The sequence below is a fragment of the Pseudonocardia adelaidensis genome (assembly GCF_039543345.1).
GTDB lineage: Bacteria > Actinomycetota > Actinomycetes > Mycobacteriales > Pseudonocardiaceae > Pseudonocardia > Pseudonocardia adelaidensis.
This window is the reverse complement of record NZ_BAABJO010000013.1, coordinates 50,947-68,309: the sequence shown is the minus strand read 5'-3', so window position 1 is coordinate 68,309 and position 17,363 is coordinate 50,947. Positions and strand designations below refer to the sequence as shown.

At 75.1% G+C, this 17,363-nt stretch carries 19 protein-coding genes; 13 read left to right on the top strand and 6 right to left on the bottom strand.

Annotated elements, in window-relative coordinates:
- Window positions 1–261 precede the first annotated feature (261 nt).
- The 3 genes from ychF to ABEA81_RS18905 are packed head-to-tail and all read right to left on the bottom strand — an operon-like array spanning window position 262 to window position 3,167.
- A complete protein-coding gene (gene ychF / locus ABEA81_RS18915) occupies window positions 262–1,335 on the bottom strand; it encodes a redox-regulated ATPase YchF (protein ID WP_345606502.1) in 1,074 nt (357 codons plus the stop codon).
- 21 nt (window positions 1,336–1,356) lie between these two features.
- Window positions 1,357–2,001 carry a response regulator transcription factor gene (locus tag ABEA81_RS18910; protein ID WP_345606649.1) on the bottom strand — a complete coding sequence of 215 codons (645 nt, stop codon included), beginning with the start codon at window positions 1,999–2,001 and terminating at the stop codon, window positions 1,357–1,359.
- Entirely contained in the window at window positions 1,953–3,167 is a 1,215-nt protein-coding gene (locus ABEA81_RS18905; protein ID WP_345606500.1) for a sensor histidine kinase, read from the bottom strand. Before ABEA81_RS18905 ends, ABEA81_RS18910 begins: the two co-directional genes overlap by 49 nt.
- 157 nt (window positions 3,168–3,324) lie before the next feature.
- On the opposite strand from ABEA81_RS18905, the gene ABEA81_RS18900 reads away from it, so the two are divergent.
- The 6 genes from ABEA81_RS18900 (at window position 3,325) to ABEA81_RS18875 (ending at window position 9,133) form a co-directional block, all read left to right on the top strand.
- The gene (locus tag ABEA81_RS18900) at window positions 3,325–4,023 is read left to right on the top strand and encodes a DedA family protein (RefSeq protein WP_345606498.1); all 699 of its coding nucleotides are present in this window, start codon (window positions 3,325–3,327) and stop codon (window positions 4,021–4,023) included.
- Between the two features lie 143 nt (window positions 4,024–4,166).
- Window positions 4,167–4,571, top strand: a complete 405-nt coding sequence (locus tag ABEA81_RS18895) for a hypothetical protein (RefSeq protein ID WP_345606497.1) — start codon at window positions 4,167–4,169, stop codon at window positions 4,569–4,571.
- Window positions 4,572–4,714: 143 nt separating this feature from the next.
- The gene (locus ABEA81_RS18890; protein WP_345606496.1) at window positions 4,715–6,211 is read left to right on the top strand and encodes an AlkA N-terminal domain-containing protein; all 1,497 of its coding nucleotides are present in this window, start codon (window positions 4,715–4,717) and stop codon (window positions 6,209–6,211) included.
- Window positions 6,208–6,714, top strand: a complete 507-nt coding sequence (locus ABEA81_RS18885; protein WP_345606494.1) for a methylated-DNA--[protein]-cysteine S-methyltransferase — start codon at window positions 6,208–6,210, stop codon at window positions 6,712–6,714. The genes ABEA81_RS18890 and ABEA81_RS18885 overlap by 4 nt, the downstream gene beginning before the upstream one ends.
- Window positions 6,715–6,899: 185 nt before the next feature.
- The gene (locus ABEA81_RS18880) at window positions 6,900–8,438 is read left to right on the top strand and encodes a DNA recombination protein RmuC (RefSeq protein ID WP_345606493.1); all 1,539 of its coding nucleotides are present in this window, start codon (window positions 6,900–6,902) and stop codon (window positions 8,436–8,438) included.
- The gene (locus ABEA81_RS18875; protein WP_345606492.1) at window positions 8,435–9,133 is read left to right on the top strand and encodes a DUF6542 domain-containing protein; all 699 of its coding nucleotides are present in this window, start codon (window positions 8,435–8,437) and stop codon (window positions 9,131–9,133) included. The genes ABEA81_RS18880 and ABEA81_RS18875 overlap by 4 nt, the downstream gene beginning before the upstream one ends.
- Here the strand turns inward: ABEA81_RS18875 and ABEA81_RS18870 are convergent.
- Entirely contained in the window at window positions 9,084–10,040 is a 957-nt protein-coding gene (locus ABEA81_RS18870) for a 4-hydroxy-3-methylbut-2-enyl diphosphate reductase (protein ID WP_345606491.1), read from the bottom strand. The genes ABEA81_RS18875 and ABEA81_RS18870 overlap by 50 nt on opposite strands.
- Window positions 10,041–10,162: 122 nt before the next feature.
- Between ABEA81_RS18870 and ABEA81_RS18865 the strand changes: the two genes are divergently transcribed.
- The 3 genes from ABEA81_RS18865 to ABEA81_RS18855 are packed head-to-tail and all read left to right on the top strand — an operon-like array spanning window position 10,163 to window position 12,233.
- The gene (locus ABEA81_RS18865) at window positions 10,163–10,750 is read left to right on the top strand and encodes a lipid droplet-associated protein (protein ID WP_345606490.1); all 588 of its coding nucleotides are present in this window, start codon (window positions 10,163–10,165) and stop codon (window positions 10,748–10,750) included.
- A complete protein-coding gene (gene xseA / locus ABEA81_RS18860; RefSeq protein WP_345606489.1) occupies window positions 10,747–12,024 on the top strand; it encodes an exodeoxyribonuclease VII large subunit in 1,278 nt (425 codons plus the stop codon). Before ABEA81_RS18865 ends, xseA begins: the two co-directional genes overlap by 4 nt.
- A complete protein-coding gene (locus ABEA81_RS18855; protein WP_345606488.1) occupies window positions 12,021–12,233 on the top strand; it encodes an exodeoxyribonuclease VII small subunit in 213 nt (70 codons plus the stop codon). Before xseA ends, ABEA81_RS18855 begins: the two co-directional genes overlap by 4 nt.
- Window position 12,234: 1 nt before the next feature.
- Here ABEA81_RS18855 and ABEA81_RS18850 read toward each other — a convergent pair whose 3' ends face one another.
- Window positions 12,235–13,443 carry an FAD-dependent monooxygenase gene (locus tag ABEA81_RS18850; RefSeq protein ID WP_345606487.1) on the bottom strand — a complete coding sequence of 403 codons (1,209 nt, stop codon included), beginning with the start codon at window positions 13,441–13,443 and terminating at the stop codon, window positions 12,235–12,237.
- Window positions 13,444–13,619: 176 nt separating this feature from the next.
- On the opposite strand from ABEA81_RS18850, the gene ABEA81_RS18845 reads away from it, so the two are divergent.
- From ABEA81_RS18845 to ABEA81_RS18830, 4 genes are all read left to right on the top strand, one after another.
- Window positions 13,620–14,519, top strand: coding sequence for a TetR/AcrR family transcriptional regulator C-terminal domain-containing protein (locus ABEA81_RS18845; RefSeq protein WP_345606485.1), 900 nt, complete (start codon window positions 13,620–13,622; stop codon window positions 14,517–14,519).
- Between the two features lie 70 nt (window positions 14,520–14,589).
- Window positions 14,590–15,291 carry a hypothetical protein gene (locus tag ABEA81_RS18840; RefSeq protein ID WP_345606484.1) on the top strand — a complete coding sequence of 234 codons (702 nt, stop codon included), beginning with the start codon at window positions 14,590–14,592 and terminating at the stop codon, window positions 15,289–15,291.
- A 31-nt stretch (window positions 15,292–15,322) separates the two neighbouring features.
- Window positions 15,323–15,742, top strand: a complete 420-nt coding sequence (locus ABEA81_RS18835; protein ID WP_345606483.1) for a hypothetical protein — start codon at window positions 15,323–15,325, stop codon at window positions 15,740–15,742.
- An 11-nt stretch (window positions 15,743–15,753) separates the two neighbouring features.
- A complete protein-coding gene (locus tag ABEA81_RS18830; RefSeq protein WP_345606481.1) occupies window positions 15,754–16,749 on the top strand; it encodes an FAD-dependent oxidoreductase in 996 nt (331 codons plus the stop codon).
- Here the strand turns inward: ABEA81_RS18830 and ABEA81_RS18825 are convergent, their stop codons facing one another.
- Window positions 16,750–17,346, bottom strand: a complete 597-nt coding sequence (locus ABEA81_RS18825) for a DUF4245 domain-containing protein (RefSeq protein WP_345606480.1) — start codon at window positions 17,344–17,346, stop codon at window positions 16,750–16,752.
- Window positions 17,347–17,363: the final 17 nt, after the last annotated feature.

The following is a 17,363-nucleotide window of genomic DNA, read 5'->3' as shown; positions in this document are numbered from 1 at the left end:
GACATCCGGTGGGTGATCATCCGGGGGGCGTCGAGCGCGCCGGTGGAGATGGAGTTCACCAGCTGCGGGATCGTCAGGCCGGACGGGATGCCCGTGGGGCGACTTCGGCGACGACGTGGGAACGAGGAAGCGCCGGACGCGACGTCGTGACCACGACCCTGAACATCTACGCCCATCTGTGGCCGACCGCCGAGGGCGATTCTGCGGGCTCCCTGAGGACCGACGGACTGGAGGTGCGATGACCAGCGCACAGAGGCCCGGCTACACGTTGAACCGGAACTCCACCACGTCACCGTCGGCCATGACGTAGTCCTTGCCCTCCATCCGCACCTTGCCCGCGGCCTTGGCCGCCGCCATCGAGCCTGCCTCGACGAGGTCGTCGAAGGACACGATCTCGGCCTTGATGAAGCCGCGCTCGAAGTCGGTGTGGATCACGCCGGCGGCCTGCGGGGCGGTGGCGCCCTTCTTGATCGTCCAGGCGCGCGACTCCTTGGGGCCCGCGGTGAGGTAGGTCTGCAGGCCGAGGGTGTGGAAGCCGGCCCGGGCCAGCGAGTAGAGCCCCGGCTCCTCCTGGCCGATCGACTCCAGCAGCTCGCGGGACGACTCCTCGTCCAGCTCCAGCAGCTCGGCCTCGACCTTGGCGTCGAGGAACACCGCGTCGGCCGGCGCGACGAGCGCCTCGAGCTCCTTGCGGCGCCCCTCGTCGGAGAGCACCGACTCGTCGGCGTTGAAGACGTAGAGGAACGGCTTCGTGGTGAGCAGCGACAGCTCGCGCAGCGGCTCGCGATCGACGCCGGCCGCGAACAGCGTGGTGCCCCCGTTGAGGATCTCGACGGCGCCCTCCGCGGCCTCCAGCGCCGGGCGGCGGTCCTTGTGGGTGCGCGCCTCCTTCTGCAGGCGCGGGACGGCCTTCTCCAGCGTCTGGAGGTCGGCGAGGATCAGCTCGGTGGAGATCGTCTCGATGTCGCCCGCGGCGTCGATGCGACCCTCGACGTGCACGACGTCCGGGTCGTCGAACACCCGCACGACCTGGCAGATCGCGTCCGACTCGCGGATGTTCGCGAGGAACTTGTTGCCCAGCCCCGCGCCCTCGGACGCACCCTTCACGATGCCCGCGATGTCGACGAACGACACGGTAGCCGGCACGGTGCGAGCCGACGAGAACATGCGCGCGAGGACGTCCAGGCGCGGGTCGGGCAGCGGGACCACTCCGACGTTCGGCTCGATGGTGGCGAACGGGTAGTTCGCGGCGAGCACGTCGTTGCGGGTGAGGGCGTTGAACAGCGTCGACTTGCCCACGTTGGGCAGGCCGACGATGCCGAGGGTGAGTGACACGGGGCTCCAGGGTAGTCGCGGTCAGCTCACGGCCTGCAGGTACGCGAGCACGGCGCGGACGCGGCGGTTGTCGTCATCGGACGGCGCGAGGTCGAGCTTGCCGAAGATGCTGCTGATGTGCTTGCCCACCGCCTTCTCGGTGACGAACAGCGCCGCGGCGACGGCCGCGTTGGAACGCCCCTCGGCGACGAGCTCCAGCACGGCGCGCTCGCGCGGGGTGAGCGCGGCGAGCGGGGTGGCCCGGCGCCCGACCAGCTGCCCGACGACCTCGGCGTCCATCGCGGTGCCGCCGTCGGCCACCCGCCGGACCGCCGCCACGAACTCCTCGACGTTGCCGACGCGGTCCTTGAGCAGGTAGCCGACGCCACCGGCGTGGTCGGCCAGCAGCTCGCGCGCGTAGAGCTGTTCGACGTACTGCGAGAGCACGAGCACGGGCAGCCCCGGCACCTCCCGGCGCGCCGCGAGCACGGCGACGAGACCCTCGTCGGTGAACGTGGGCGGCAGCCGCACGTCGACCACCGCGACGTCCGGCCGGTGGCGCAGCAGCGCATCCCGCAGCACCGGGCCGTTGTCGACCGCCTCGACGACGTCGAAGCCGTTGGCCACGAGGAGCCGGATCAACCCGTCGCGGAGGAGGACGTGGTCCTCGGCGATGACGGTGCGCAGAGGTCGCACGGCAGCTCCATCGTGATCTCGGTGGGCCCGCCCGGTGGACTCCTGACGGACACGGTGCCGTCGAAGGCGGCGAGCCGGCGCTCGATGCCGCGCAACCCGGTGCCCCGGCGGGGATCGGCGCCCCCCTGGCCGTCGTCGCCGACGACGACCGTGATCCTGCCGCCCGCGAATGCGGCGCGCAGCCATGCCCGGGTGGCACGGGCGTGCCGTCCGGCGTTCGCGAGCGCTTCGGCCGCGGCGAAGTACAAGGCGGACTCGACCGGGGCCTGGGGCCGCGCCGGGAGGTCGATGGCGACGTCGACCGGCACCGGGCACAGCAGCGCGGCGGCCTCCAGCCCACCGGGCAGCCCGCGGTCGGCGAGCACCGGCGGGTGGATGCCCCGGACGAGGTCGCGCAGCTCCCCCTGGGCGCGCCCGGCGTCGGCCCTGGCCTCCTCGAGCAACGCGGCGGCGCGGTCGGGATCGCTCCGCAGCGCCTGTGCGGCCAGGCCGAGCGTCATGCCGAGGGCAGCGAGGCGCGCCTGCGCGCCGTCGTGCAGGTCGCGCTCGATCCGGCGCAGCTCCGCGGCCTGCGCGTCGACGGTGGCGGCGCGGGACTCGGTGAGCTGCTCCACCCTCGTGGCGAGCGCGCTGCCGGCCGGCGAGAGCAGCGCACGCACGAGCAGGGCCAGCGCGCGCACGATCCACGGCACCGTCCACCACGCGATGGCGAGCACGACCAACGCCGGGAGCGTGAAGATCGCGAACGGCCCCACACCGCCGGCGAACACCCCGGACAGCACCTCGACCAGTACCGACGCGAACGCCGCCACGAGGGTGCCCGCGACCGCGTGCAGGGCGAGCCAGATCATGTCGCGGCCCGTCTGCGGGTCGCGCAGGCACGCCGCGAGCTCCCGCCACGTGGGCCCCGGATCGGTGCGGTAGGCGACGGCCAGGTCGGCGCCGAGCACCTGGCCCGCAACGGCCCGGTGCACGTCGGCGAGCGCACGGGTGGCGCCGAGCGCGCCCGCGACGACCGGCAGGCCGACCCCGAACAGCGGCGCCAGCACCAGCCCGACCAGCTGCGTGAGCAGCAGGACGGCGGCGACCAACGCGGTGCCGACGGCGCCGGCGAGACGGACGGCCGCGGTGGGCCACTCGCGCAGTCGACGCTTCACGCGGATCAGTTTTCACGATCGTTCGGGCCTGGCGCAGTAGGTCTAGGCCCACCCCAGATGGGGGGCTGGACCCCGGGTCGATCCGGGGTCCAGCCCGATCGTGCACCGCCCGCCGGCCCGGAAGCGTGGCCTTCGTGATCGCCTCCCCCTCCCCGCCGTGCTGACGGCCCTGCTCCAGGCGGCCGCGGCATGGCCCGCACCCGTCGTGCTGGTCGTCGCGTGCGCGGTCCTGGTCGTCGAGAGCGGGACGCTCGTCGGCATGGCCCTGCCCGGCAGCTCGCTGCTCGTCGCGCTCGGCCTGTGGTCGCTCGGCGCGCCGCAGCTGCTGGTCCCCGCCATCGCGGCGAGCGCGCTGGGCACCGTCGCCGGGGCCCATCTCGGGTGGTGGCGCGGCCGCACGCACCCGCACGTCACCAGGCTGCCCGGCCCGGTGCGCCGGATGGCCGAGCCCCGTGCCGCGCAGGCGAGCGCATGGCTCGCGCAACGGCGGGGGCCCGCCGCCGTGCTGCTGCTGGCCTGCGGTCACTGGGCGACAGCGGCGCGGCCCGTGATGCCGCGGGTCGCGGGGGCGGCGGGCGTGCCCTACCGGGTCGCCGGACCGGCGCTGGTCGGATCCGGCACCGCGTGGGCCGCCACGATCGTGCTGCTCGGCAACCGCGTCGGGGCGCTGGTCCTCGCATCGGCGGCCTGGGTCCCGGTCGCGCTGGTCGCACTGCTCGTCGGCGCGCTGGTGCTCCACCCGCGCGGTCAGCGCCGGAGGTCGCCGCCGGGGCCGCGGACGCCCCGGGGCCGCCGCACGACGGGCCCGACGACACCTCCGGCGCCGACCGGCGCGGCGCCGGGCGTGCGTGCGTGACGCTGCGTCACCGGGGCGGGCACACATGCTCACCCGTTCGCCGCTCATCGCACCCGCTCGCCCATTCGCGGAACCGCGATAACGCGGGCGGAGCCGGGTCGATGGTCTGAGTGGAGCTGCTGCCGAATTGAAGGGTGGTCATCGTGCGGTTCCCGCCCCGACTCGTGCTCGCGGCCTCGGCCATCGGCATGATCGCCGCGAGCAGCGGCGCCGTGCTGTTGATGCCCGGCAACAACGAGGCGGCTGCCGTGCCCCTCCCCCAGATCACCTCGGGGACGAATCAACAGCAGGCGCCCGCCCCGGCCGAGCCGGTGGTGGCCGCCGGTCCGGCGATCACCGGCGCCCAGATCGCCGACCTCGCACTCGCACCGGCCCGCGACCGAGCCGCCGCGCTGGCCGAGGAGCAGGCCCGCGCCGAGGCCGAGGAGACCCGCACTCGCGCCGAGCGGCGGGCCGACGACGGCGACCGGTGGGACGAGCTGCGCGACGAGATCCGCGATGCCTGCGACGACGGGCGGATCCGCGGCCCGATCTGCCGCTCCGGCTGACCGCTGCCGGGAGCTTCGGGCCGACGAAGTCGATGTGACCGGGCGGCCCACCCGCCGACCCCGGCGTGACCGCCCCACGACGCGCGCCGGCCGCGTCCGATTTCCGCCAGTCGGGGTGCGTTGTGCATGGCAGAGTCGTTGTCGTGCTGCTCGACCAGGAACGTTGCTACCGCGCACTCGCCTCGCGCGACTCCCGCTTCGACGGGCACTTCATCACGGCGGTGCGCACCACCGGCATCTACTGCCGCCCGTCGTGCCCCGCGGTCACGCCGAAGCGGCACAACGTCGAGTTCCTGCCGACGGCGGGCGCGGCGCAGCAGCGCGGGTACCGCGCGTGCCGGCGCTGCCAGCCCGACGCCGTGCCGGGCTCGCCGGACTGGAACCTGCGGGCCGACCTCGCCGCCAGGGCGATGCGCCTCATCTCCGACGGCGTCGTCGAACGGCAGGGTGTGCCCGGGCTCGCGGCTCGGCTCGGCTACTCGGAACGGCACCTCAACCGGGTGCTCACCGCCGAGCTCGGGGCCGGCCCGCTCGCGCTCGCGCGGGCCCACCGGGCCCACACCGCACGCCTGCTCATCGAGACCACACCGCTCGGGATGGCCGATATCGCCTTCGCGTCCGGCTTCGCGAGCGTGCGGCAGTTCAACGACACGGTCCGCGAGGTCTACGGCGTGCCGCCCACGACCCTGCGCACCGAGGCGGGCAGGCGCGGTGGCGCCGCACCCGCCGTTGCCGGGACGCTGGTGCTGCGGCTGCCCTACCGGCAGCCGTTCGACGCCGGGGGCCTGCTCGCGTTCTTCGCCGCCCGTGCCCTCGACGGCGTCGAGTCGGTCGAGGACGGCACGTACCGGCGGACGCTGCGGTTGCCCCACGGTGCGGCGACGGTGGCCCTCGACCTCACGCCGACGCCGCGCAACGGGCACGTCGTCGCCACGCTGCGGCTGGCGGACCCGCGCGACCTCGGCCCGGCGGTCGCCCGGCTGCGCAGGCTGCTCGACCTGGACGCCGACCCGGAGGCCGTCGACGCCGCGCTCGGCGCCGACCCGGGCCTCGCGACGGCCGTCGCGGCGGTGCCGGGGATCCGGCTGCCGGGCACGGTCGACGGCGTCGAGACCGCGCTGCGGGCCGTGCTGGGCCAGCAGGTCTCGGTGGCCGCCGCCCGCACCGCGGCGAGCCGGCACGCCGCCGCCCTCGGCGAACGGCTCCCGCCCGGCCTGGCAGGCGACGGCCCCGCCCTGCTCTTCCCCACACCGGAGGCGATCGCCGAGCGGGGCGGGGAGGTGCTCACCGGACCGCAGCGGCGGATCGCCACCGTCCTCGCGCTCGCCGGGGCCGTCGCCGACGGCTCGCTCGTGCTCGACCCCGGCTGCGACCCCGCCGAGCTGCGGGCCACGCTCTGCGCGCTGCCGGGCGTCGGGCCGTGGACAGCGGGCTACCTGGCGATGCGGCTCATCGGCGATCCGGACGAGCTGCTCGCCACCGACCTCGGCGTGCGCCGCGGCGCCGCCGCGCTCGGCCTCCCGTCCGACATCCCCGGTCTGACGGCCCGAGCCACCGGCTGGGCGCCATGGCGCTCGTACGCCGCCACCCACCTCTGGCGGGCGATGCCCGTCACCACCTCGAACGGGAGGACGTCATGAGCACCGCCACCTGGGCCACGATCGACACGAAGATCGGCCCCTTCACCGCCGTCGTCGACGCCGACGGGGCCGTGCTGGCCTCGGGCTGGACGGCCGACCTCGACGAGCTGCTGCCGCAGGTCCACCAGGCGCTGCGGCCGACCGAGCTCGTGGAGGGCGACCTCGGCCCCGTGGCCGACGCGATCGTCCGTTACCACGACGGCGACCTGTCCGCGATCGACGACGTGCCCGTCCGGCAGCGGTCGGGCGAGTTCCTCGAGCACGCGTGGGACGTCCTGCGCACGGTGCCGGCCGGAGCGCCGGTGACCTACACCGAGTACGCGGCCAAGTCCGGCCGCCCGGCGGCCGTCCGTGCGGCGGCGTCGGCCTGCGCCCGCAACGCGGCGGCCCTGTTCGTCCCGTGCCACCGGGTGCTGCGGACGGACGGCACGCTGGGTGGCTTCCGCTGGGGCGTCGACGTCAAGCGCCGGCTCCTCGCCCACGAGGCGGCCCCGTCCGCCTGAGGTCCCGCCGGCCACGCGACGTTCAGGATCGCCACGTTCCTGTCCCGGCGGTTCGGGAACGTGGCGTTCCTACCGTCCGCGAACCCAGCCCACCATCGACCGTTCGTTCGACCGTTCGCCGATCCGACACCCCGGCCCCCGCGTGCCTTCCGCCGATCGGCCGCCCCCTCGGTGACGCTGGTCGGATGGACACCCCATCCGTATCTGTGCTGCTCATCGGCATGATCGTGGGCGCAGCGCTGGGCGCGGGGGCCGTGTGGTTCCTCCTGACGTCCCGCGCCCGGCTCTCGGCGGCCGAAGCAGCGCGGGCCACCGCGGACGCCACGGCGATGCTGCGGGCCGACGCGGCCGGGCTGCGCGCCGAGCGGGCCGGGCTCGTGCAGCGGCTCGACGAGCTGACCGCGACGCACGACGCCGTGGTCGAGCGGCTGCGGCAGGCCGAGGCGGAGGCGGCCGCCGCCGCGGCGGCACTGCGGAGCGAGCGCGAGGCGGGTGCGCAGCGGGAGGCGCTGCTCACCCGGCGCGACGCCGAGCTGAAGCAGGCGTTCCAGGCACTGTCCGCCGACGCGCTGGCCCGCAACAACGAGCAGTTCGTCGCGCTGGCCGAGGGCCGGATCAAGGAGGCGACGGCGGCGCTGGCGGCGAAGGCCGACGGCGATGCCACCGCGCGGGCGCAGGCGGTCGGCAAGCTGCTCGACCCGGTGGCCGCCGCACTGCAGCGCGTCGAGGGGCAGCTGCGCACCGTCGAGAAGGAGCGGGAGTCGGCCTACGCGGGGCTGCGCGAGCAGGTCACCGCGATGCGCACCAGCTCGGAGCGGCTCCAGGACGAAACGAAGCAGCTGGTCAACGCGCTGCGGGCGCCGCAGGTGCGGGGCCGTTGGGGCGAGCTGCAGCTGGAGCGGATCGTCCAGCTGGCCGGGATGGTCGAGCACTGCGACTTCTCCACGCAGGTCGTCGGGCAGGGCGAGGACGGCGGCGTGCGCCCCGACCTGGTGGTGCACCTCGGTGGCGGCAAGCAGATCGTGGTGGATGCGAAGGTGCCCTTCGCCGCGTACCTGGAGGCCGTGGAGTCGCGCGACCCGGAGGTCCACCGCGAGCGCCTGGCCGCCCACGCCCGCCAGCTGCGCCAGCACGTCGACACGCTCAGCGCGAAGAGCTATTGGGCCGCGTTCCAGCCGTCACCGGAGTTCGTGGTGCTGTTCGTGCCGGGCGACCCGTTCCTGGAGGCCGCCCTCCAGTCCGACCCGGCGCTGCTGGAGCACTCGTTCTCGAACAACGTCGTCATCGCCACGCCCACCACGCTCATCGCGCTGCTGCGCACCGTCGCCTACACGTGGCGGCAGGAGGCCCTCGCGCGCAACGCCGCGCAGGTGCACCAGCTGGGCAAGGAGCTGCACAGCAGGCTCGCCACGATGGGGACGCACGTCGCCAAGCTGGGCCGCAGCCTCGACTCGGCGGTGGCGAGCTACAACCAGACGGTCTCGTCGCTCGAGGCTCGGGTGCTGGTCACGGCGCGCAAGCTCACCGACCTCGGGGCCGCCGACGGTGACATCGGCGAGCCCACGCAGGTGGAGCGGGCACCGCGGACCGTCTCCGCGCCGGAGCTGGTGGCGTCGGCCGCCGACTCACTGATCGCGCTGCACGAGCTCGACCGCGTCGATCGGCCGGGTGAACGCCCTGGCAGCGACGGACGCGGTGAGTCGCGAGCTACCGTGACGGGATGACCGACCCGGCCGGCGAGCGCACCCCCCGCCGTCGCCCGCCCGCCGAACCCGGGCGTGGCGGCGCCTCCCGCCCGCGGTCCGGCGCCTCCGGCAGGTCGGCGAGTGCGCGCACGGGCGGCCGGCCGGCGAAGGCGGAGGAGCCCGCCGCGTCGACCAGGGCGGCGCGCCGGCCCGCGAAGAAGCCCGGGAAGCCGGAGCCCCGCGAGCGCCCGGCGCCGGATCGCGGCCCGGGAGGCCGGTGGCCGATGGCGGACCGTTCGGCGCTGCCCACCGTGCTGGGCGTGCCGCCGATCGCGGCGGTCGGCCTCGCCGCCGCCCTCACCGCGGTCGGGGTCCTCGTCGACCTGATGCGGCTGGGCAACCTCAGCACGGTGTTCACGATCTGCCACATCACCGGCTGCGTGCTCGCGGTGATCTGGGTGCGGCGAAGCGGCCTGTTCGGGCCGATGGTCCAGCCGCCGCTGCTCGTGGCGGCCGCGGTGCCGGTCGTGGTGCTGGCGGCGGGCTCGCCGCGCCCCGGTCAGGGAGTGGCCGAACAGCTGCTCGTGATCGGGGCACCGCTGGTCAACGCGTTCCCGGTGATGGCGTGGGCCACCGGGATCGTCCTGGTGCTCGGCGTGCTGCGGGTGGCGCTCCAGCGCCCGGTCAACGCGCCGAGCGAGCAGGGCGCAGCTCGCGAGGCAGCGAGAACCTGAGGGTCTCCTCGGCGGTGGTGACCTCCTCGACCGACTCCCAGCCGCGCTCGGCGAGGTGGTCGAGCACACCGCGCACGAGCACCTCGGGCACCGACGCACCGCTCGTGAGCCCGATCGTGGTGACGCCCTCGAGCCATGCGTCGTCGATCTCGCGGGCGTAGTCGATGAGGTGCCCGGCCCCGGCGCCCGCGGTCAGCGCGACCTCGACGAGCCGCACCGAGTTCGAGGAGTTCTTGGAACCGACGACGAGCACGAGGTCGCACTGCGGCGCCATCGCCTTGACCGCCACCTGGCGGTTCTGCGTGGCGTAGCAGATGTCGTCGCTCGGCGGGTTCTGCAACGCGGGGAACCGCTCGCGCAGCGCCCGCACCGTCTCCATCGTCTCGTCGACCGACAGCGTGGTCTGCGAGAGCCACACGACCTTCTCCGGGTCGCGGACCTGCACGTTCGCGACGTCGGCTGCGGTCTCCACGAGCTGGATGTGCTCGGGCGCCTCACCGGAGGTGCCCTCCACCTCCTCGTGCCCGTGGTGGCCCACCAGGAGGATGTCGTAGTCCTCGCGGGCGAAGCGCTTGGCCTCGCCGTGCACCTTGGTGACCAGCGGGCAGGTGGCGTCGATCGTGCGCAGCCCCCGGTCCTTCGCCTGCTCGCGCACCGCGGGCGAGACGCCGTGCGCGGAGAACACGACGAACGCGCCCTCCGGCACCTCGTCGGCCTCGTCCACGAAGATCGCGCCGCGCTCCGTGAGGGTCTCGACGACGTGCACGTTGTGCACGATCTGCTTGCGCACGTAGACCGGCGGGCCGTGCTGCTCGAGCGCCTGCTCGACGGCCTCGACGGCCCGGTCGACGCCTGCGCAGTACCCGCGCGGCGCGGCCAGCAGGACGCGCTTCGTAGCACCCGACATGCCTCCAGCCTACGGACGCGCCGCGCGTGGCCGACGCCACCGCGACGAAGCGCACTCCCGACCGTTTCCGCGACCTGCGCCCCGAGGCTTGTGGGAGTGCCGCCCCGGGGGAGACTGGGGGCATGAGTCCGCTGCCGCTGCCGGTCCGCGTCGCCGCCGGCCTCGTCGCGTCCGCCGTGGAACAGGCCCGGGACCTGCCGCGCCTCGTGGTCGAGCTGCCCGTCACCGCCGTCAGCCAGGCGCTGCAGGCGTCGATGCGGGTGCAGCAGAAGGTCACGGAGCTCGCGATCAAGGGCGACCAGGCGCTGAGCACGCTCCGGCCCGTCGACGAGCGACCGAGCTGGGCCACGTTCGACGACGAGGACGAGACGCCCCCGTCCGGCAACGGCGCGGCACTCGTCACCGAGCTGCACAGGCCCAGCCGGCCGGAGCCGCCCGCCGACACCGCCGTGGAGACGGCGGCGGCGGCCACCGCGGCCGCGGCCGAGGGCCACACCCCGGAGCCCGCGGAGCCCGCAGAGCCGGAGGCGTCCGGGCCGAACGCCCTGCCCGGCTACCAGGAGCTGACGATCCCGCAGCTGCGCGGGCGCCTGCGCCACCTGTCCGCCGACGACCTGCGCGCCCTGCTCGAGTGGGAGACCACCCACGAGAACCGCGCGCCGTTCGTCACGATGCTCTCCAACCGGATCACCACGGTCACTGAAGGGTGAGCGCCCCGACCTCGCCGGAGCAGCCGTGGCCGGTGCGCACGGTGGCCCGCAAGATCGCGGAGTGGGTCGACCGGCTCGGCGCGGTGTGGGTCGAGGGCCAGCTCGCACAGATCACGGCGCGGGCCGGCACCGGCACGGCGTTCCTCGTGCTGCGCGACCCCGCGGCGGACGTCTCGCTGCAGCTCACCGCGCCGATCGGGCTGGTCCGCGACGGCGGCCCCGCGGTGGCGGAGGGCAACCGGGTGGTCGTGCACGGCAAGCCGTCGTTCTTCCTCGGCCGGGGAACGCTCTCCCTGCGCGTCGATGACATCCGCGCCGTCGGCATCGGGGAGCTGCTCGCCCGCATCGAGCGGTTGCGCCGCCTGCTGGCCGCCGAAGGCCTCTTCGACCCCGCCCGCAAGCGCCGCCCACCGTTCCTGCCGCACTGCATCGGGCTGGTCACGGGCCGCGCGTCGGCCGCCGAGCACGACGTGGTGACGAACGCGCAGGCCCGCTGGCCCGCCGTCCGGTTCCGGATCGAGCCGGTCGCGGTGCAGGGCGCCCTGGCCGTGCCGCAGATCGTCGACGCGCTGGGCGTGCTCGACCGCGACCCCGACGTCGACGTCATCGTCCTGGCCCGCGGCGGTGGCAGCGTCGAGGACCTGCTGCCCTTCTCCGACGAGACGCTGTGCCGCGCCGTCGCCGACTGCCGCACCCCCGTGGTCTCGGCGATCGGGCACGAGCCGGACACCCCGCTGGTGGACCACGTCGCCGACGTGCGCTGCTCCACGCCCACCGAGGCGGGCCGCAGGCTCGTCCCGGACATCGCGGAGGAGACCGCCCGGATCGCCGGGCTGCGCGACCGGGCCCGGCGGGCCCTCGCGGGCTGGGTGGACCGCGAGGAGCGGCTGCTGTCGGCCCTGCGCGGCCGTCCGGTGCTGGCCGAGCCGCTGCGCGCGCTCGACGCACGCACCGTGGAGGTGGAGCGCCTGCGCGACGCGGCACGCGCCTGCGTGGAGCGCGGGCTGGACCGGCGCGGCCACGACCTCGAGCACGTCCGAGCCCGGCTGGCCACCCTCGGCCCGGCCGCCACCCTCGCCCGCGGCTACGCCGTGGTGCAACGGGTGCCCGACGACGGTGCCGACCCGTTGCCGGTGCTGCGCTCGGTCGACGAGGTCGGGCCGGGTGACCACCTGCGGATCCGGGTGGCCGACGGCGCCGTGCCCGCCACCGTCGGCGAACCCGCGGCGAAACGGAACGGCACCCGGACCAGGAAGAAGGCGAGCGCCCCATGACCGAACGCCCCGCCGTCGACGGGCTGGGCTACGAGCAGGCCCGCGACGAGCTCGCCGAGGTGGTGCGCGCCCTGGAAGCGGGCGGCCTCGGCCTCGACGAGTCCGTGGCGCTGTGGGAGCGCGGGGAGGCGCTGGCGCGCCGCTGCGAGGAGCAGCTGGCTGGCGCCCGGGAACGCGTGCAGAAGGTGCTGGACGAGGCCGCCGGTTGACTCACGCCGCCGCGGGCGCCTCGTCGTAGTCGGGGAGCTCGATCGCGTCGGCCTTGCCGAACTGGGCGGCCATGAGGTTCCGCAGCGGCCAGCGGTCCATCCACCGGAGCATCCCGGTGAAGAACGCGATCGCGATCCGCGAGGACGGGACGAACCCGTTGATGCCTCCGGGCGGGAGCTCCTGGGCCTGGTCGATGTAGGGCCGCATCACGCGCTCGTACGCCGCGAAGGCGGCCCGGTGGTCGCCCGCGGCTCGCGCCAGCTCGCCGGCCAGCACGTACGCACCCACGAGCGCGGTGCTGGTGCCGAGGCCGGTCAACGGTGACGGGCACCACGCGGCGTCGCCGAGCAGCCCGACGCGGCCCGACGACCACGACGCCATGCGCGTCCGGCCGAGCTCCTCGACGACCAGGGCGGTGCTGTCCTGCAGGTCGGCGACCACCTGGTCGGCCACCCAGCCGATACCGGCGAACGTGCGCGTGAGGAGCGCGCGCTGCGCGGCCGGGTCGCGCCGGTGGATCCCCGACGGCGGCGTGCGGAACGCCATCAGCGCCTTCACCTGGCCGGGCACCCGGTCCGGGCGCAGCGCGAGCGTGGCGCCGGGCGCGTTGTACATGTGCATCCACCCGTCGAGGCCGTACCGGTCGGGCACCGTGACGAACGCCGTGGCGCACCCGAGCGGCCGGACGTACCGCTCCTCGGGCCCGAAGGCCAGCGCCCGGACGCCGGAGTGCAGGCCGTCCGCGCCGACCACCAGCCCGAAGCGACGCGAGGGCGCCCGCCGGAACCGCACCGCGACGCCGTCCTCGTCCTGCTCGATCGCGGTGACGGCGTCGTCGTACAGGTACTCGACACCGTCCTGCGTGGCGTCGAGGAGTACCTGGGCGAGGTCGCCGCGCATCACCTCGATCTCCGCGACCATCCCCTCGCCGCCGAAGGCCTCCGCGGACATCCGCGCGCGCCGGCGCCCCGTCGTGTCGACGTACACGACGCCGCGCTCCTCGACGGTGACCTCGCGCACTGCCGGCAGCAGCCCCATCCGCTCGACGACCGTGCGACCGGCCCCGCGCAGGTCGACGGTCTGCCCGCCGGGCCGCGGCACCGGGGCCCGCTCCACGACCGTGGGCCGGTAGCCGGCACGGACCAGCAGGTGAGCGAGGGCCGGGCCCGCGACACCGGCACCCGAGATCAGCACATCCTTGTCGTGCACCGTACGACTCCCTCTGGTTCCCATGAAGTGACCGTACGGCGTACGAACACCTCGCGCAAGGATGTATGGCTCTCTACCTGCGGCTTCGGGCTTGAGAGTACTAGTGCACTAGGCTCGCCAGGAGTGGCGGCCTGCGCGCTGCTGCACTAGTACACCCACGGCCGGGAGGCGACGAAGTGACCGAGACCACGTCCACGCGCATCGCGGCCGACCTCCGCGCGCGCATCGCCGCGGGCGAGTTCGGCCCCGGCGACCGGGTCCCGTCCACCCGGGAACTCACCCGGCAGTGGGGCGTCGCGATGGCCACGGCCACGAGGGCCCTCTCGCTCCTGCAGGACGAAGGCGTGCTGCGGTCGGTGCGCGGCATCGGCACGGTCGTCGCCGCCCGGCCGGGCAGCGCCCGCCCCGCCCGGCGCCGCGCCGCGTCGAGCCCAGCGCGCGACGACGTCGTCCGCGCCGCGATCACCATCGCCGACGCCGAGGGCCTCGCGACCCTGTCGATGCGGCGGGTCGCCGCGGAGCTCGCCATCCCCACCATGTCGCTCTACCAGCACGTGTCCGGCAAGGACGACCTGGTCACGCTCATGATCGACCGCGCGTTCGGCGAGGAGCCGCTGCCCGCGCACGCCCCGTCGGACTGGCGCGCCGCGCTGGAGATCGCCGCGCGGCTGGAGTGGACGGTGTTCCGCCGTCATCCCTGGTTGGCGCCTGCGATGTCGCTCACCCGGCCCCAGCTCGTCCCCAGCGCCCTGCGCTACACGGAGTGGGTGCTCGCCGCCCTCGACGGGCGCGGGCTGGACACCGCGGCGGCCTTCGACGTCCACATCATGCTGTTCAGCTACGTGCGGGGCATGGCGGTGAACCTCGAGTCCGAGGCGCAGGCCGAGGCGGAGAGCGGCCTGACGGCGGAGGAGTGGATGGACGCGCACGCCGACGCCCTGACCTCCCTCACCGCGGGCGGCACCTTCCCGCACTTCCAGCGGATCCCCGAACTCGACTTCGACCTCGACCTCGACGCCCTGTTCGAGCTCGGCCTGCGCTGCCTGCTCGACGGCCTGCGCGGCGTGCTGCCCTGACCCGAGATCAGGGCAGAGGTCAGGGGAGTTCCCGATCACGCGGCCGCTCCGGCGCGGCACCGTCGGGGGCGTGCGCGGGAACGACCGGAGGTGGCGGCAGCTGACGGTGTGGCTGCACGTCGTGACATCCGTGGGCTGGATGGGACTGGCGCTGGCCCTCTTCGCCCTGCTCGCCCTCGGCGCCACCGACACCGGCAACGCCGCGGCGGCGACGGCGATGGCCCACTTCCTGGACACCGCCCTGCTGGCACCGCTGGCCAACGCGTCGGCGTCCACCGGGCTGGTGCTCGCCCTCGGCACGGCGTGGGGTCTGGTCCACCAGCGGTGGGTGCTCGCGAAGTTCGCCATCACGCTGGCCCAGCTCTACGCCGGGATCTTCCTGCTCTCCGACGCCCTCGACGAGGCGGCCACGACGGCGGAGGCGGGACCCGCCATGGCCCTCGGAACGGTCGCGATGGCCGGCGCGCTCGGCTTCCAGGCCTGGCTCTCGGTCGCCAAGCCGTGGTCGCGCACGCGCTGGGCCCGGCACCGGGAGACCGGGCGCCCGGTCCGGCTCCCCACGGCCCCGCCCGCGCTCTTCGCGGTGGCCGTTCTCGCGCCGCTCGCCGACATCGCCGTCGGGACCGCGGTGGGGTTCCCGACGCCCCTGCTGTCGCTGCTGTCGGTGGTGGTGGCAGCCGTCCTGCGGCGGCGCGCGTTGCGGGCGCCGGATGCACCCGGACGGCGGCAGATCGGCCACACCACGGCCTCGATCCGCGAGACTCGTCCCTGACCCACCGGTCGGGACGAGTGAGGTGGATTCGGTGAGCTTGACGAACGTGTGGGTGCAGACCCACTCCGACGGGCTGGTGCGCGCCGACCAGATCATCGGGATCGAGGCACACCCCACTGCCGGTGTGCGGGACACCCCCTCGCACTGGCTGCTCGACGTCGTGGTCGCCGTCCCCGTCGGCAGCGGGTACCGCGAGGGTTGGAACGTCACGGCGCTGCACCGCACGCTGACGCAGACCGCGGCCGCCCCGCAGGGCGCGTCCGTCGCTCTCGCCAGGCTGCTCGCGCAGCTCGACGTGATCGGCACGGCCGGGGTCGTCCACATCGAGAAGGCGAGCGCCGGGGGGAGCGACGCGGACGCGCTCAGCTCGAGCTCCGGCGGCGTCCGCTTCCGCTTCGAGCCGTTCCGGGGACCGGTGGCCGGCGATCGCACCGACGCCGAGTACCTCTGAGGGGAGCACGGATGCGGGTCGCTGTGGTCGGTGCCGGGGTGGTGGGCCTGTCGGCGGCCGCCGCGCTGCTGGAGCGCGGTGCCGAGGTGGTCTGCTACGAGCGGGCCGACGAACCGATGGCGGAGCGGTCGGTCGGTTCGTCGCGGATCTTCCGCTACGCGCACCGCGAGCCCGAGCTGGTACGGCTCGCGGCCGATGCCCGCGCCGGGTTCGACCGGTGGGCCGAGCGTTCCGGCCGCCGGATGGTCGTGCCGTCCGGATGCGTGATCAGCGGTGCCGACGTCCCGACGTGGGCGGCGGCGATGGAGGCGGCGGACGCGCCGTTCGAGCTGCAGCCGGACGCGGACCGGCTCCGGCTGCCCACGCGCAGACCCCCGGCGGAGGCGCTGCTCGACCCGTCCGGCGGGGTGGTCGACGTCGACGCGGTGCGGGAGTACCTCACCGGACTCACCGCGCGGGCCCTGCGCCGGGAGCCCGTCGAGGCGGTCGACGCCGACGGGCACGTGTGGAGCCGGAGCGGGCCCGCCCGGTTCGACGTCGTCCTACTGGCGGCAGGCACCGGGACGTCGGCGCTGGCCGCGCGGGTCGGCGTCTCCGTGCCCGGTGAGCTGGAGCACCACGCGCGGTTCACGTTCCCGGTCGACCCCGCGGTCGCCTGGCGGAGCTGGATCGACCTCCCCGCGACCGGGTTGGGCACCTACCAGCACGCGAGCGGCCCGGGCCGGTGGGCCGTGGGCGGCCACCTCGATCCGGCAGCCACGGCGTGGCCGGTCGGGCGGGACGCCGCCACCGCTGCCGCCCGCGACGAGGTGCTCGCGTACGCGCGCGAGCACCTCGCGGTGGAACCCCGGATCGTCGAGACGGTCTACTGCACGCCGACGCCGGGCCTCGGCGACGGGTTCCACGTCCAGCACGCCGGCCGGGTCGTCGCGGTGCACGGGGAGAACCTGTTCAAGTTCGCCCCGGTGCTCGGCACGGCCCTCGCGGCGGCGTGCGAGCGGGACTGATCAGCGGCCCGGTGCGACGACCTCGCCCCGCACGGCCGCCCCGGCCAGCGTGCGCAGGTCCGCCTCGCTCCCGCTGCCGGTGACGAGCATCCGGACGCCGCCGACGTCCGTGATCCAGATCGGTTCGCCGCGCTGCCCGGTGTAGGCCACCCACCGCTGCCCGTCGACGTCGACCGTGCCCTGCGCGGGCGCGGGCCCGTCGCCCGCTTCGGCGCGCAGCATCGCCTCCTCGGAGGCGTCGCCCTGCTGCAGCCGCAGGTAACGCCCGTCCGGCGTGAGGAAGCCGGTGCTGACGACCCGGCCGCCCGCCGGGAGCGAGGTCCGGTCCACGGCGTTCGCCCGCCAGCCCTCCGGCAGGGCCGGGACGCGCAGCGGGAACGACGAGTCCGGCGCGAGGCGTGCCAGCTCGGCGGAGGCGTCGACGGTGGGGAGCCGGGACGCGTCGACCGTCGGGCCGGTGGGCGCGAAGGTGCACGAGTGCGAGAGCCCGCCCGCGGCGAGGACGACCAGCGCGAGCACGACGAGGGCGCCGATCATGTCGCGCATGGTGAGGGCGGAACGCGGCGGCTTCGCCGGTGGGCCGGGCTGGGAACTCACCCGTCCATCGTGCAGCA